The organism is Winogradskyella bathintestinalis, from assembly GCF_030407435.1.
Lineage (GTDB): Bacteria > Bacteroidota > Bacteroidia > Flavobacteriales > Flavobacteriaceae > Winogradskyella > Winogradskyella bathintestinalis.
In genome coordinates this window covers 261558-278383 of the sequence record NZ_JASDDK010000005.1, presented here as the reverse complement: position 1 = coordinate 278383, position 16826 = coordinate 261558, and the positions used below count along the sequence as shown (strand labels likewise).

Sequence of the window (16826 nt, the reverse complement as noted above, 5' to 3'; positions counted from 1 at the left end):
TACCTGAACTTACGATTTAAGAACTGACCCAGTTCAAACTATTTTTTTGCCTTCTAAACGGCTAAAAAAAATCTTTTGAACGTCTAAATAGTAACCAAAAAGAGTCAACCTATTTCAGTATAATACACTATTAGAATAAATTGAATTTTAAAAAACAAAACTGATGATTAAACCAAGAGAAAAAACACCAGATTTAAATATTAATCTTATAAATGGAACCGAGTGGACGTTAAGTCAACAAGATCCGAAAAATTTTACCTTAGTAATAGTTTATAGAGGTTTACATTGCCCGGTTTGTAAAAAATACTTAGAAAATTTACAAACTAAATTATCTGAATTTGATGATTTAGGAGTAAACATCATTGCTGTTAGTAGTGATACTGAAGAAACTGCTAAAAAAACTTACGATGAATGGGATATTGGAGATGTGCCTTTAGGTTACGAATTTCCGATTGAAGAAGCTCGAAAATGGGGATTATTCATTTCTAAGGGTATTAAAGATGAACCTGAAACTTTCATTGAACCAGGATTATTTTTAATACGTCCTAATCAAGAATTGTATTGCGCATCCATACAGACAATGCCATTTGCTAGACCAGGATTGGACGACATGATTAAAGCTATTAAATTTACGTTGAAAGAAGATTATCCAGCACGTGGAGAAGCGTAAATTGATATATTAAAATATTTTACAGAGCTTAAAATGAAACACTGGTTGAACAAGATCAGTGTTTCTTTATATCACAACAATATTAAATTAATCTATGAGTGACACCATAAAATTCAAAATTCAACATCTTCCAAAACTATTATTAGAAACAGGAAAGGCATGGTTTGCAGGAGAACCTTTTCAACGTAGTGCTATTGTGGCTTATTATGCTATTTTATCCTTACCGGCCTTAATTATTATTATTCTAAAAGTAGTGGGTAGTTTTTGGGGTGAAGACATTGTACAAGGGCAATTGTTGAGTGAAATTTCGGCTGCTATTGGTCCTGAAGCTGCAGAGGCCATTCGCACCATGATTGTGAACCAAAGTGGTGAAACGACATCTATTTTTGCAACTGTTATAGGTATCGGCACCTTACTTTATGGTTCTACAGGTGTTTTTTTTCAGCTGCAATCCGCTTTAGATCATATTTGGGAACAAGAGCCTGCTTATGAGAATGATATTTTAGCTACAGTAATGAGTCGGGTTAAAAGTTTCGGTTTTATATTGATTCTTGGATTCTTATTATTAACGAGCTTTATTTTAACGTCACTTCTTAGTACGTTCAGCAGTCAGTTGAACCGTTTTCTTCCAGAAAATATGTTCGATTATTTATTCATAATTGACTTTCTGGTTTCTGTAGGCTTTATTTATATACTCTTTGCTACCATGTTTAAATATTTACCCTCTGCAAAAGTTTCTTGGAAATCGGTCCGAGTTGGTGCAGCTTTAACTACAATTATGTTTATGATTGGAAAGTATCTATTAGCGTTATATTTTAACACCATGGAACCGGGCTCAACCTATGGGGCTGCGGGCTCTATTATACTGATTATGTTATGGGTATCTTATTCTAGTTTAATTTTATTATATGGTGCTTATTTTACTAAGCAATATGCTAATAAATATATAGAGGATGATCATATCACTTAAGCGAATATTTCATTAATTATGGGTTGCCTTTGTCGCTTAATTATTCATAATTACATTTTATCAATTTTATAATGGCATAATTAATTGAACATAATTTAAAATAGTTTGATTGAACTAAAAAGATATAATACGGATTAAAAACCTATTGATGAGCTATTTATATATCGTAATTTAAAAAATAATTGCTTAATTTTAATGGTGCAAATTAGAATATATGGCGGCGAAATTCAAATATCCTGGGGTTTATATAAAAGAGGTTCATTCATTTTCTGATGCTAGAATTGTTGAAGTGCCTACCGCAATTCCTGCTTTTATTGGTTATACAGAAAAGGCTATAAATCAGGGGAAATCTGTTCTAAACAAACCCGTCAAAATTGATTCAATTCAAAATTACATTGATCATTTTGGTGAGGACTTTACGGCTAAGTTTGATATTCTCGATCCTGAACCTAATGAAACTAGAACTACAGTTAATCTCAATGGAATAGATAAGGTTATCGACTTTACAAAACATACTAAGGCCTTTATGTATAAAAGTCTCAAGCTATTTTTTGCCAATGGTGGTGATACATGCTATATAATTTCTGTCGGTACTTATGAGAATACGACGTCACTTCAACTATCTAAAGATGCACTTTCTAACGGATTGCAAATCTTAGAAGAAGAGCAAGAACCCACTATGGTTATTATTCCAGATGCGGTGAACCTTGAAGCTAATGAATGTTATCAACTTTATCAAGAGGTTATGAATCATTGTAACACCCTTAAAAATAGAATTGCAATTTTAGATGTTCATAGTGGATATGAAAAGCAGAATAGGGGAAGGGGCACTAAAGATGTTATTAAAACTTTTAGAAAAAGTATAGGATCTAAGCATTTAGGTTTTGGTGTGGCATATTATCCATGGCTAAATACTAATTTCAAGAACAAACGAGATTTCAACTTTTCACATATTAATTTAAAATTAAGGGAATTAGCAACATTATTACCAGAACCCAAAGTGATATATTTGATAAAGGACTTTATAGAAAATAAAACACCGACAAAAATTGATGATAACAATTTACATTTAGGACTTTTAGCGGTTAGCCCTGTTTACAATGAGCTTATGAATGGAATATATAAGCTTCTCAATAGGCTACCACCGTCGTCAGCCATCGCAGGTATTTACGCTCAAGTGGATAGCAATCGAGGTGTTTGGAAAGCACCAGCTAATGTTAATATTGCGGCAGTAATTAGTCCATCGGTACAAATTTCAGCTAGTGATCAAGACTATCTTAATTTCGATTCTAGCTCTGGTAAATCAATAAATGCTTTACGGACATTTCCGGGTAAAGGTTTAATGGTTTGGGGAGCAAGAACACTTGATGGAAATCATAGCCAATGGAAATACGTTAACGTTAAACGTACTGTAATAATGCTAGAACAATCTATTAAATTGGCGTTATTGTCGTTTCAGTATCAACAAAATACAGTCAGCACATGGACCTCGGTAAAAATTATGATCGAAAATTACTTAACCGAACTATGGAAATCTGGAGCTTTCGCCGGATCTAGAGCTACCGATGCGTTTGGTGTCTCCGTTGGACTGGGACAAACCATGTCTAACACAGATATTTTAAATGGATTAATGATTGTCGATGTGTATGTTGCTATATTAAAGCCTGCAGAGTTTATTAGCATTAGATGTTATCAGAAAATGTTAGAATCGTAAAGGTATGATTCGTAGAAGATAGTATAGGCTCAATTATATTCTATTTTACATAATATAAATTATAGGACACTTTTAATATTTGATTATCCTGTGGATGATTAAATATTAAAACGATTAGAAGTTCTTCATACAATCGGAAGTATAATTTGTTTTCATTACAATACACAGAACTTGGGTCATTAAACTTTATCCTTTTATTATATTTTAGAATTTAGGAAACACAGAACATTAGATCCTATAATTTGACGTTATGTAAAATGTCCGCTGTCAAACGCTCGATTGTTTTTAAACTCAAATGCGCAGCATTCATGAGCTCTTTATTAAAGCAATAGAAATCTAGCGAATAATTTCCAGCAGCTTGCCAGCCGCACAATAAAAGCTAGCTTTTGATTACAATTGAAAAATCGCATAAACGACAAAATGTACGTGATGAAAAATTTTAGATGATTACTCACAAGGTTAATATTGTTATAAGAGTTCGTGAATGCTAAGCATGTCTCGTGGATTGCCACAAGAGCATAAAATTACGCGAAGCGATAATTTCTATGCACTTGTTATATTTAGACTTCCAAATAGTCTTTTTTTAGTTTCTAATATCTTTTGTCTTGAAACACTAATAATTTAGAATGTCTGGTAGACATTTTAAATTATTACTAAAACAAAAATTCTTCATTAGGTATTTTAAAAATTGATACTTAATCAATTCTTTAAAATAGTATATAATTTTGGAAACAATTACGGCTCATTCGCTATATTTTAGGAAACTTCTGAACTGATTAAGATTGCTTAGAATTCCTATTTATAGTTAGAGTATATTACTTTATGTATTACTAACTCCCTAAAATATGTACGCTCTTCACCTATTGTTTTAACCAAAATTTTATGAGGCCTAGCTAAACATCGAGATTCTATTTTACATAATATAATCACCAGATACTTCATCCATGGCTTGAACAAGAAAGCTAAATGATTTCATTTTTTTCAAATATGGGGATTTTAAAAATCCTAGATATTTATTGGAATCATCTTCAATTATCTCATCGAAAGCATCATTATAAGTCAGTATTCTTGGTTTTCGATAAGCAGATCTAACATCATTCAGCCAACTTACTCTATTTGTTCCAACTTCTCCAAAATATCTTCCTTTTATATTGAATATTGAGTTCCAAGAAAGTACCTCTTCCCCACTCTTATCAAAATTTACGGTAATGTCTTTTTCTTTTAATTTGTCCGCTTTCTCTTCGGTTTTGATAATCAACTTGGGTAATATTCCCTTATCAAAATCTATAGAAACATTGATGTCTTGTATATCATTGGTTAACGGGTAAAAAACCTTCTTATTACCATTTAAAATATCAGTTTCCCCTTTATAATCGCTATTACATACTGTACAAAGTGGAATTAAATTATTGAAATTGACTACTGAAAACGGATAGTACTTTAAAGGTAAATAATGATCAAATGCAGAATGCCCTTTATCATAAATAGTCTTAATTTGTCCATAACCACAGCACGGACAAAACTTTAAATTATTATATTTTATAAGATCATCATAATATTCTTTCTTACTACCATATTTATTTTTCACATCTACCCAAGTCAAAAACCTTTTATATAATTCTTTAAAAAAAGGAATTACTTCATCAAGTAATTCTTCATTTAGAGTATCTAATGATATTTTTAAGGTTGGATTAGCACAAAGATCTTTAATTTTATTATTTGTGATAAAAGCTGTTTTTAAAGCATTTTTTTCATCGGAACTCAAATCTCTACATATAACATATATCTTTTTTATAGACTGATCGAACCATTTATTTTTATCAATTAAAATTTTTAATTCACTGTTTAATTTACTCTTATAAGATGATTTATTAGCTTTACAAAATACTTCTAAAACCAAGTGTTCAATTAGCAGATGTGCACCAAAAATATTATGCTTTATCGGTTTATAATTTAATAGCATTATTTCTTACTTTTTAATTCATTCAATCTAGCGAATAACAAAATTTTTTCCATTGAATCCCCAAGGTGAGCTATCTTTTCTTTATAAACCAATACTTGAGATTCTGAAAGCTTTTTTTTATTCTTAATTTCTTCTTCAATGTTTTCAATTTCCTTTCTTGACAGATCACCAATAGTATTGTTTTTTTTAAAAATATTTTCCATAATAATATCTATTGACGTCCCATATGTTCTAAAATTAAACTGAGCTGAATTTTTAGGCTTTTTATTCTTTTCAAATAATATTACTCTATCAGGATAACAATCGGAAATTATAAATGGTGAATGAGAAGTTATGAGTATATCTCTCATTAAATTATTCGTACCGCTCATATTTAAGCTTTGCTTAAGTAGACTTATAAACCTAGAACGCCAATCAGGATTAAAATGAGTCTCTGGTTCATCTAAAAGCAATAATGCACTTTTGTCTTTCAACATAAGGCAAATACCCATTGTATGCAAAAACTGATGTTCGCCATCAGAAAAACTCTTAACTAGCATTTCATCTGAAGAATACTTTTTTTTGATTTTAAAATGATTAAAATAAAAAATATGCTCATTAGCAGGCGGAATAGGAATTTTTTGTGAAGCATATAAACTTTCAGAATTATAAATTTCCCTTTTCAATTTCCTATTTACATTTCTAAGGTTTAGCATTAATAGAACTTGAAAAGCTCTGAATAATTTAATAGGAGTACTAAATTGATCCTTAAAAGCTTTCTTAGTGCTATCATCTACATAAAAATCTAAAAGCGTTAAATTGTTTTCTTTATAAGAAGATGTAGAACATTTTTTTAATTGTTCTATAAAAACTTCAGCCAAGGGAAGCAAACTATCTACTGTTTCAATCTCCTCCCCTTTATCATTAAAATCTTTTAGAGCTAAATCATTAATGACTAATCTAAAACTATATAATCGATCAATTTCTAATTGCTCTTCTATAGGCTCAAGAACACTTTTGTCTTGCAGTAAAAAATTGGATAATAAAATTGCTTGACTCATGTTATAATCCATAAATACCAAACTACTCTCTGGTTTCTCCTCTAAATTATAATCGACAACTAATTCTACCGAGTCATCTAAGTATTTAAGATATTCATCAAACTGCAAAAACTTAGTTTTTGTAAAAGGAAGACTTAATATTTCATTTTCCCCAGAGGAATAACCTATAATTAGTTCTGGCAAAAATGTTCTAATAGAATTATTTACATCTTCAAATTTCCCTAACAATTCGCCTGGTATTGTATATGAAATCTGTGGAATTTTATCTTGTTCTTTTCTGATAATAACTCTAGTATAGCTTTTGAAAGATTTTTTATCAAGACTGCTATTTCTTGGTATTATTAAATATTCTAATTCAAATGCTAAAGGATCTGATTTTACTGGGTTAAAATCTTCTTTCAAGTAACTTGAATGACCTTTATTTAATGTACAGCATTCTAAATGATAAAAAATATTTGATAAAGCCTCAAGTACATTTGACTTTCCACTACCATTTAGACCAGCGAAACAAAAAGGGTGAAATTCCTCCCAAGATTTATCTGGATCTTCTTCTCTAAAATCTAATTTAAAACCTTCATATAGACTTCGGAATTTACTATTTACAAGTAGCCTTACTAATTTCATTTTATTTTTTTAAATCTACAGTTTTATTTTTCTTGTTATAATACTGTTTAACTTCCTTATTTTCAATTAGTTTGTGTAATTTTTCAATCGCTTCTGTATAACTTTCTTCGCTAGTGAATTTTTCTTGTTTAAAAAAATCAATGAGATAGTTAATACGATCGTTATTTCTACTTAAGTCATCGATTGAGAAATCTTTTAGTAACTCTTCGAAAATGGGTTCTTCATCAATAAATGAATTTTCACCAAATGAATTTTGTAGTACACTTTGAAACAAATTCTCTAATAAATTTAAAGATTTTTTTAATTCAAGTTTATGATCTTCAATTGTTTTATATACTGATTCAAATCTCATTTGAAGATTTAATGAAGGCTTAGGAAATTGATAATTCAAAAATTTATCCTGAGTTATATTAACCATTGATCCACTGCTAGAGCTTGTTGATTTGTTTACAAAAGAATCACGAAAACCTTTATGTGCTAAAAGGGCCTTAAAATAGTAAGTAGAGACTTCGTCATTGTTCAAAATGATTTTCCATAATTTATCAGGTAGAAAAATATCATCATAGGTCTTATCTACTATAGCTACAGCAGCAACTTTCTCCAAAGTATTCGCTCTTGACATTAATAAGTCACCTTCAACAGGATGAAGTAATTTTCTTTTAATAATACTTCTTGAAACTGCTTTATGTTGCTCTGGCAAAAATTCACCGTCAGTTACAGAACTCACTTTCAAAACTCCATATTCCCCTTTTACTTTTTCTCTGTTTTCACCTTGAGCACTCCAACCAGAAAGAATGTTTTCTACTACATCACCTATTTTATATAGAGTATACGATTTATTGTTATGGACGGGATCTCCGAAATAGTAGACAAAGAAAGATTGGACTAAATCATTAAGTATTTTAATACTTTTAATTCTTTTATCAATTAAACTTTGAATCTGGTTAAGTTGTGTTGTTATTTTCCTTTGACTACCTAAATCACTAGGGAATGTAATTACAATTTTTTTTAAAAGCTTATTGTTAAGAATAGAGATTACTGCTTTATTAGCTTTATTGTTAAGCAATTTTTTACTTCGAATTACCCAATAATAAAATAATTCTGGTAAAATTATGCTATCATCCAATAAAATGCCTGTTAGCTGTTGATTGGAAGCTGCAGGCTCATCAACAATACATGTTTTTCCAATATCTCCAATCGTCGATACTAAAACGGTACCTGTTTTATATAAAAAAGCAGCATTTTCTTCAATAGCGAATTGAGTAATTTTTCTTTCAGATTCTTTTATTATTTTTTGTCCTTTTAAGTCAGAAGGTGTTAACCAGTTTACTCTACCATTAATGAAGTAAGCATCATTTTTGGTAGAAGGAGTTTTCCCTGTTTTAATATCTTCCGTAAGATCACCGATTTTATAAGATAAAAATTTCATTATTTAATATCCTCAATCAAGTTATTAATTCCATCAGAAATATCGTTTTCTAATTCTCTAAGTTTTTTTAATAATTTTATTGGTGGCTCATATTTTTCTTCTTCATACTCAAATTCTTTATATAAGTTATAATTTAACTCATAGCCATTATCTACTATATCTTGAATTGGTACGAAAAAATGTTTAAATTTTCTATCTTCTTGTTTAGAATTATTTCTTTTTTTAAAAATCTCTATTGATTTTATTAATGAATTGTCATTTTTTATTCTTTTACGATTTGAGTCAAGGGAATAACCATCACTTTCCATTCCATAAAACCATACCTTTTCTGTATTATATTCATCACTAAGAAATTGCTTTTTAGTGAATAAAAGAATTGATGTTTTAACACCTGTATATGGTTGGAAAACTCCACTTGGTAATGAAATAACAGCCTCCAATTTACAATCTTTAAGTATTATTTCTCTCGTTTTCTTATAAGCTTTACTTGCATTAAACAAAACTCCTTCAGGTACAATTACAGCAGCTTTACCTTCCAATTCTAGCATGTAAACTATTCTTTCTAAGAATAACAACTCCGTTTGTCTTGATTTGCTTTTAAGATCATAAATTCTATTCAGAGTTTTACTTACTCGCTCGGAATTGAGTTTTCCAGAAAATGGAGGATTGGCTAAGACATACTTAAATTCTCCTTCTCCTACTCTATCAATTGGATATTTTAACTTTGGGATAAATTCATCTTTTTCGACAATAAATTCTTGAAATTCATTTTCATATTCGTCAGATAGAGAATTTATATATTTAATATTTGGCTTAGTAATACCATGCATTATCAAATTCATAGTTCCTATCCTAACCATGGTTTGGTCTATATCAAAACCATAAAAAGTGTCTTCATTAAGGTCTTTTAAATCGTTTTTTGAAAGTAAATCTCCATCTAATCCTTTTTCTAAGCCATTTTCATCAATTTCCTTAAAACTAGAATTTTCCTTTAATAGATATTGAAACGCACCGACTAAAAAACCAGATGAACCACTAGTTAAATCACAAATTTTCCCATCTATCTTTGGATCTAATAATTCTGTCATCATTTGAATTATATGTCGTGGTGTTCTAAATTGACCGTTTTTTCCAGCCTCATTGGTTTGTTTTAATAAATATTCATATACATCACCTTGGATATCTTGAAAATGTTGGTGCTTATTTTCTTGCTTTTCAATCTCAACGTAAATTTCTTCAATATAATTTATTGCCTCTTTTAAAAGTAAAGGATTGTTAATAGAAAATGTAGCATCACGCATTGCTTTCGAAAATGGTTCATCTTCTTTTGATAAATCATGTTTAATAAATTCAAAAACTTCATTTTTGACTCTATCAACTAATTCAGATCCTTCTAATTCTTTGAATTTACTCCATTTTAATTTGTCATTATCCTTAATTAAGACACCTTCATTAATATTTTCAAGTCTACGCATAAATAAAAGAAAAGAAATCTGCTCAATTGCTGTGATTGGGTTTGCTAGACCTCCAGCCCATAATCTATCCCATAATGATTGTATTTTACTTTTAATTTCTGTTGTTAACATATCTCGGTTATTCTGAATCCTGATTTAAATCAGTGTTTTACTATAAATATTAAATTAATGACACTATTGTAAAAATAGCAATTCATTTTTAACAAACATTAATTATTTAAGTCGATATTTTAGTATGTTTTTTAATAACCATTCCACACACATTTTCCACCACTTCTCTGCCCTTTCAGAAAAAGAGTGTTTATTCGCAAAGTTTATATTGTTTTAGAGGTGCTTATGAACCTCGTTCCTCGGTTTCATTAACAGAGTAGAGAAACATTTTAGAAGAAAAAAATAAAGAAAAGTAATATTTAAGATGCGCTTTTAACCACATCGAGTTTGCGAGATTCATGAACTCTTTAATTTAAAATAGAAATCTTGTGAATAAAGCCCATCTTTACATAACGCAATTACTTTATAGGACACTTTTAATATTTGACTATCCAGTGGATGATTAAATATTAAAACGATTAGAAGCTCTTAATAAAATAGTAACCATAATTTGTTTTATAATAAAAACATCCTCAGGATCTTCTCATTTGAAAAGTATGTAAAACACTCAGAAACAAGTGTTTTCATTATAAAAATCAAAACGTAAAATAAAAATTGATAATTTAGGTACTACCCTTGTAAGATGATGCCTTATTAAACAACGACTCTTTAATTATATAAAATCTAAGTTGCACGATGTCATAAAATTCGAACCATTCAGTATGACTATAAATATGTAACCTGTATGTCTAACTGCGCTTAATAATACAATCTAAAATCTAGTAATTTGCAGGCGTTATAATGTCTTTGGTGCAATTCTTCTACCACAGCAAACATATCATCGTCTTCTTTAAATAAATTAAAGAAGGCTTCATCTAGTTTTGTGCTGGCGATGCCGTTATAGGCATGACCATAGCCAGAAATGGCTTTGGCGCCCGTGATATCTAAAAATAATTGGGCTTCTTCTTCATCTAAATCCAGAATTTTGGCATTTGAAAAATGTAAAATCTTTCCGTCTAATCGGCCTTCAAACAGTTCTGCAATTTCTTGTAAGCTATAGTAGTAGTCGTTTAGACAAATGGTATTGGCTTCTCCCCTCATCACCAAATAGATGATTTCATAATCCTTAAAATTATGATCATCTAGTACCAATGCGTTTAAGCTATCTTCTAAGCCTTCAATGGTGTCGCAGGTTTTATAGATACTGGCAATGTCATAGTTGAGGGCCAATTGCTCTAAGTTGTGTTGTGCTTCGGTTTCTGTAATGACGTCTACGTCACCTACTCCTTCTAAGCAATAAATAAAATAATCTATGTCTGTGATTTGTTCTTGGGGAAATTGTGGTCTTTTTTCTAACAAGCTTATAAGTATTTATTCATAAAACAATATATTTCATGTTTTTAGAAAGATATATCGTTAATTTTTTGAACTGTAAAATAATATAGGTGAATTGATTATACTGTTATTGGATGAATAGTTAATTTATTTAGAAAAACTTTCGATACGTTCTCTCCCTAATTAAACTTAGAGCTGTTTGTATAAAAAGTTGTGTAGCTATAAATAAAAATGCTACTTGTCATTTCGTTTATTACTTTTTCTCCAAACAAAATAAAGTATAAATAATAGAATTGGCAAAATAATAAAGACGATCACTTCAAACGGATCCGAAAAATCTAAAGGTTGTGATTCGCCAGGATTTGGTGTGCCACCTGGGACTTGTATACGAAGATAATTGTAGGTGTTAATCATTCTTTTTTTTTTAATTCTAGATCTTAAAGTTAAGTAATTCAAACATTACCACAAAGATAATGTTAGGGAATAGTGGCAATTAATACAGTGTAGTTCCAATGTAAACCATAGTAATTTTTATTTTCATTAATTCAACTCTTGCATTATCTCTGCAAATAATTCATACGAACGTATTCTGTCATTTATGTCATAAAGATGAGTCACCGCAATCAATTCGTCAGCTTTGGTTTGTGTCAGAAATTCTTTTATCTGGCTCTTAACAGTAGCTTTACTTCCAATAAACGAATACTTCAACATTTGGTGCACTTGTGGATGTTGCATAATTTCTTTTAAATCATTCGTCATAGCAGTCGGAGGTTGCACAAAGTCGCGTTTTCCTGTAAATATACCTACAATCATACGCACTAAAGACGTCGATAAACGTTCAGCCTCCGCATCCGTATCGGCAATGATAATATTAACACCAGTTATAACATAAGGTTGTTTATAATCTTCTGAAGGTTGAAACTCTTCACGATAAACTTTTAAAGCCTCAAACAAATGTGTTGTCGCAAAATGACTCGCAAAAGCATAAGGCAATCCTTTTTTTGCAGCCAGGTGAGCACTATCTGTACTACTACCTAATATGTAAATAGGAACGTTTACTCCTTCCGCCACTGTAGCTCGAATTTTTGAATTGGCATTTTCGTTGGAAAAATAAGTTTGTATTTTTTCCAATTCATTAGGAAATGAATGAGCAGCTTGCATAAAATCCGATCGAATTGCTTCTGCTGTAGCTCTGTCAGTTCCTGGCGCTCGTCCTAATCCTAATTCAATACGATTGGGATACAACGATCCTAAGGTTCCAAATTGTTCGGCTATAATTAAAGGTGAATGGTTTGGCAGCATAATACCGCCAGAACCCACTTTAAGCGTCTTGGTACCTTGAGCCACATAACCAATTAATACAGACGTTGCGCTACTAGCAATATTTGATGCATTATGATGTTCTGCTAACCAAAAACGTGTATAACCAAAATTTTCAGCATTTTGTGCTAGTTTTAATGTATCATTAAAGGTTTGTTTTAGTGTATTATCTTTAGACACTAAGGCTAGATCTAATATGGAATAAAGAGTTTGATTAGAATTCATATATAAAATAAAAGTTTCGCTATTGTGTTTTCGTGTATTAAGTATGTCGTAGAAATCACCATAACCCTACAACATATTACGCTTAAAAATAGTCCCTATAATGTAATTAGAAAAACTTTATAAAAGAAACATATTCTGTGTACAAGAAATTTTTTAAAAATATATGATATATAAATAATGACTTTAATGAATTCCTTAATTGAGCGTCCAATGCGACTATTAAATTATAAAAATAATAATCATTTTTAGTATCTTGCACAAAACTTATTTTATGAAAATCACTACGCTTTTCTTTCTCATATTATTAATTTGTACCAGTTGCGCATCTACTAAAATTGAACCATCGCAATGGCAATCTAAAGCCTTTAAAGCGCATAATTTCAATCGTTTATTAGTTTATGCTAGTACCGACGATAAAGCGCTACAAGTGCGTTTTGAAGAAAAATTGGCTAAGTTGTTTTCTGAGCAAGGCATTGTACCTTTAAAAATGAATGAATTATTTCCTGAAATTGAGTACCAAGAAAATCACTCACAAGAAGAAATAAATGAATTTGTAATTCGATGTAAAGAAAAAAATATTGATAAAGTATTATTGGCCTCCCAAAAGTCTATAGAAATTGATACCGTCCGCGCTAAGACCTTACATAATTATATGAATTCTCTGGAGCCTTTAAAAATGACAAGTGGTAGTAAGAATGAAGAGGAATTACAATATGATGAAAAAGAAATAATTACATACACCATTGAGGCTGCAGTTTACGACATAGCAAAATCATCTGAAGATAAACCAATCGCATCGACCACCTTAAAAGCTACAAATCCAAAATCATATAATGTATTAGAAAATAAACTGTTAAAGGCCATAAAAAAACTATTTAAGAGCCGATAAGTTTTTGGATTTATAGGTAGATTATTTTGCTAAAGTAGTTTCATTTTAATTTTTTTTCGATTTTTTCATCTGTTGAAATAACTCTTTAAATAAACCACGGGCAATTAATATTTTCATAATTTCGTTGGATCCGGCATATATTCTAGCCACGCGATTATCGGCATACATTTTGGCAATAGGATAATCCCACATATAGCCATAGCCTCCAAATAACTGTAAACATTCATCCACTACTTTTCCGTGCATTTCTGTGGCCGAATATTTTGCTATCGATGCACTTTCGGCTGAAAGTTTATGTTGGGCTAATAATTGTATACACCGATCTAAAAACGCCTGATGAATTTGTAATTGCGAAGTGCATTCTGCCAATTTAAATTGGGTATTCTGAAAATTGGCAATAGGTTGTTGAAAAGCAGTTCTTGTCGATGTGTACGCAATAGTTTTTTCAATAGCCCCTTCTGCCCCACCTATGGCCTGCAATGCAACCGTTAAGCGTTCCCTTGCTAATTCCGTCATCATAATTTTGAAACCCATCCCTTCTTCTCCTAACAGATTTTCTTTAGGCACTTTTACATTATCAAAAAATAATTCGCAAGTATCTTGTGCTTTTAACCCTATTTTTTGGAAAGGGACTCCTTTATTAAATCCTTCAGATGCAGTTTCAATTATTAATAAAGAAATATTTTCATTTTCAGTACCTACATTAGTCTTTACGGCAACGATAGACATATCGCACATATGACCATTCGTAATAAACGTTTTTTGTCCATTCACTAAATAATGATCCCCCTTATCTTCTGCTTTTGTTTGTAATGCTTTAAGGTCACTACCACAATTTGGTTCTGTCATTCCAATAGATGTTATCATTTTCCCTGATGCCATTTGTGGGAGGTATTTTTCCTTTTGAGATGTTGTTCCATACTTCAGTAGATACGGAGCTACAATATCTGAATGCAAAGAAAACCCTGGACCAGTAACGCCTTCCTTTGCTAATTCTTCTATAAATAAAGCGCTGAAGCTAAAATCTAAACCACTGCCTCCATAATTTTCTGGCATATCAATACACAATAAACCCAATTCACCTGCGCGCTCCCAAATATCTCGGCTTACCATTCCGTTTTTTTCCCAGTCGTCAGTGGCCTCTAGGATTTCATTTTTAATAAAATCCTGTATCATCTGCTGCATCATTTGGTGCTCTTCTGATATATAAATGTCGCGTGGCAATAAAACATTGTGTAACATAAGTATGAATTTTAAGGTTTACCTAAGATATAAAATTTCTAACGACTTTAATTTATAAGATCGCAGCCAGTCGACATTATTTTTATGATTTAGTTAAATATTGTCACCTCTAGTATATCAGCTAATATTTAGCTCAGATGAACAAGCCATTTATCTTTTTAATTATAATATTATCATACTATAAATAATAACTCAAAAAACATACTTCATGACACAAACAATTATATTAAAAAATAGACCTGAAGGAAAACCAAAATTATCAGATTTCGAATTTAAAAAAGATGATGCTGAACTAAATATAGATGACGGGGAACTACTATTAGAAACTCATTATGTATCCGTGGACCCCTACTTACGAGGCAGAATGAGTGATGCTAAATCGTATGTTGATCCGTTTGAAGTCGGTAAACCTATCCACTCACTTGTAATAGCAAAAGTAGCCGAGTCAAAAAACGAAAACTTTAGCAAGGGCGATTATGTTAGAGGTATGCTCGATTGGAAAACGAAGCAAGTTACTAAAGGTGAAGAACTCACTAAAGTAGATTCAAGTAAAGCAGATTTAAGTGCTTATTTGGGCATTTTAGGCATGACAGGTTTAACCGCTTATTGTGGATTGACCGAAATTGGTAAACCTAAAGAAGGAGAAACCTTAATTGTCTCAGGAGCTGCAGGTGCAGTAGGAAGTGTTGTAGGACAAATTGGTAAAATTTTGGGCCTTACTGTTATTGGAATCGCTGGTACAGATGAAAAAATTGAGATGTTAAAATCGAAATTCGGATTTGATGCTGGTATCAACTATGAGACTACGGACGATATGAAATCTGCCATAGCCGATGCGGCACCTAAAGGTATAGATATTTATTTTGATAATGTTGGTGGTCCGATTTCAGATGCAGTCTTGTTTAACATTAACAAATTTGCACGTACTATTAACTGTGGAGCGATCGCCGTTTACAACGAAACAGAAACTCCAGAAAGTATTAGTGTACGTCCATTTTTAATTAAGAATAGCGCTTCAATGCAAGGTTTTATTGTCTCTAATTATGAGGATAAATTTCCCAAGGCCATGAAAGAATTAACCACTTGGTTAAATGAAGAAAAATTGACTTATTCTGAAACTATTGTGGAAGGATTTGAAAACATTCCACAAGCGTTTATAGATTTATTCGATGGGAAAAATAAAGGAAAAATGGTGGTTAAGGTTTCATAGTTTGGATGAGCACACTATAGAATAGATGTGAATATAAAAAGGTTTGAACTTTTTTATTAATCGCATTAAAATTTTGGGTGTAGAAGATGATCCTTATAAAAGCTAATTAATAACTAAAAGAGAATTTTAAAATTGAAATTATGAAAAATGAAGAGCAAAAAAATAAAACCAAATACAATTCAGATATCACTAAAGAGGACGAAAAAATATTAGGTGACAAATCCGGAAATTTAAGACAGGATAACGGTGATGACGAGATACTAAAAAAACGAGAGAATCAACCTGATTTTGCGGCTAAAAACCTAGATATTCCAGGAGGTAGAAATGCGAGACCTTTGACAAATAATAGACAACCCGACGAAGAAAACCGTCACCATAGTTTGGGAAGTGATCATAACGAAAATCTCGAATTAGATTTAGATGATACGGATAAAGGCTAAAAATCGTCAATAACCTTAGCGTAAGCTACATGTGATCATTCTGATTAATGAACGAATTTAATGACCTTGAGAGGATTGAAGTTCGTTCATCTTTTCGTGTCGATTTGGTTATAAACGGCAACGTAAAATACGACCCATGCTCAGGCAAAATTGTTAAATTCAAATATAAAAACACCATTTTTATTAACGG

General features: G+C 31.0%; 14 protein-coding genes. 6 read left to right on the top strand and 8 right to left on the bottom strand.

The window, feature by feature from the left end:
* The first annotated feature begins 163 nt into the window (after window positions 1-163).
* From QMA06_RS13825 to QMA06_RS13815, 3 genes are all read left to right on the top strand, one after another.
* Window positions 164-670, top strand: a complete 507-nt coding sequence (locus tag QMA06_RS13825) for a peroxiredoxin-like family protein (RefSeq protein WP_290207472.1) — start codon at window positions 164-166, stop codon at window positions 668-670.
* 94 nt (window positions 671-764) lie between these two features.
* On the top strand, window positions 765-1640 hold the full coding sequence (locus QMA06_RS13820) for a YihY/virulence factor BrkB family protein (protein WP_290207471.1): 876 nt from the start codon (window positions 765-767) through the stop codon (window positions 1638-1640).
* 214 nt (window positions 1641-1854) lie between these two features.
* Window positions 1855-3354, top strand: coding sequence for a phage tail sheath family protein (locus QMA06_RS13815; RefSeq protein WP_290207470.1), 1500 nt, complete (start codon window positions 1855-1857; stop codon window positions 3352-3354).
* Window positions 3355-4267: 913 nt separating this feature from the next.
* Here the strand turns inward: QMA06_RS13815 and QMA06_RS13810 are convergent.
* From QMA06_RS13810 to QMA06_RS13780, 7 genes are all read right to left on the bottom strand, one after another.
* Complete coding sequence (locus tag QMA06_RS13810) at window positions 4268-5317, bottom strand: hypothetical protein (protein ID WP_290207469.1); 1050 nt, start codon at window positions 5315-5317, stop codon at window positions 4268-4270.
* Complete coding sequence (locus tag QMA06_RS13805) at window positions 5317-6981, bottom strand: restriction system-associated AAA family ATPase (RefSeq protein ID WP_290207468.1); 1665 nt, start codon at window positions 6979-6981, stop codon at window positions 5317-5319. The genes QMA06_RS13810 and QMA06_RS13805 overlap by 1 nt, the downstream gene beginning before the upstream one ends.
* Window position 6982: 1 nt before the next feature.
* Window positions 6983-8410: a restriction endonuclease subunit S gene (locus QMA06_RS13800; RefSeq protein WP_290207467.1), complete on the bottom strand. Its 1428-nt coding sequence runs from the start codon at window positions 8408-8410 to the stop codon at window positions 6983-6985.
* Window positions 8410-9996 carry a class I SAM-dependent DNA methyltransferase gene (locus QMA06_RS13795; RefSeq protein ID WP_290207466.1) on the bottom strand — a complete coding sequence of 529 codons (1587 nt, stop codon included), beginning with the start codon at window positions 9994-9996 and terminating at the stop codon, window positions 8410-8412. The genes QMA06_RS13800 and QMA06_RS13795 overlap by 1 nt, the downstream gene beginning before the upstream one ends.
* A 738-nt stretch (window positions 9997-10734) precedes the next feature.
* Window positions 10735-11334, bottom strand: a complete 600-nt coding sequence (locus QMA06_RS13790; protein WP_290207465.1) for a DUF6642 family protein — start codon at window positions 11332-11334, stop codon at window positions 10735-10737.
* 210 nt (window positions 11335-11544) lie between these two features.
* Entirely contained in the window at window positions 11545-11724 is a 180-nt protein-coding gene (locus QMA06_RS13785; protein WP_290207464.1) for an adenylosuccinate synthetase, read from the bottom strand.
* 126 nt (window positions 11725-11850) lie between these two features.
* A complete protein-coding gene (locus QMA06_RS13780) occupies window positions 11851-12855 on the bottom strand; it encodes an LLM class flavin-dependent oxidoreductase (RefSeq protein ID WP_290207463.1) in 1005 nt (334 codons plus the stop codon).
* Between the two features lie 271 nt (window positions 12856-13126).
* Here QMA06_RS13780 and QMA06_RS13775 point away from each other — a divergent pair, with 271 nt between their 5' ends.
* Complete coding sequence (locus tag QMA06_RS13775; protein ID WP_290207462.1) at window positions 13127-13744, top strand: hypothetical protein; 618 nt, start codon at window positions 13127-13129, stop codon at window positions 13742-13744.
* A 45-nt stretch (window positions 13745-13789) separates the two neighbouring features.
* Here QMA06_RS13775 and QMA06_RS13770 read toward each other — a convergent pair whose 3' ends face one another.
* Window positions 13790-14986 carry an acyl-CoA dehydrogenase family protein gene (locus QMA06_RS13770; RefSeq protein ID WP_290207461.1) on the bottom strand — a complete coding sequence of 399 codons (1197 nt, stop codon included), beginning with the start codon at window positions 14984-14986 and terminating at the stop codon, window positions 13790-13792.
* A 208-nt stretch (window positions 14987-15194) separates the two neighbouring features.
* On the opposite strand from QMA06_RS13770, the gene QMA06_RS13765 reads away from it, so the two are divergent.
* Both QMA06_RS13765 and QMA06_RS13760 read left to right on the top strand, forming a co-directional pair.
* Window positions 15195-16196 carry an NADP-dependent oxidoreductase gene (locus tag QMA06_RS13765; protein ID WP_290207460.1) on the top strand — a complete coding sequence of 334 codons (1002 nt, stop codon included), beginning with the start codon at window positions 15195-15197 and terminating at the stop codon, window positions 16194-16196.
* A gap of 140 nt (window positions 16197-16336) precedes the next feature.
* A complete protein-coding gene (locus QMA06_RS13760) occupies window positions 16337-16636 on the top strand; it encodes a hypothetical protein (RefSeq protein WP_290207459.1) in 300 nt (99 codons plus the stop codon).
* The last annotated feature ends 190 nt before the right edge of the window (window positions 16637-16826 follow it).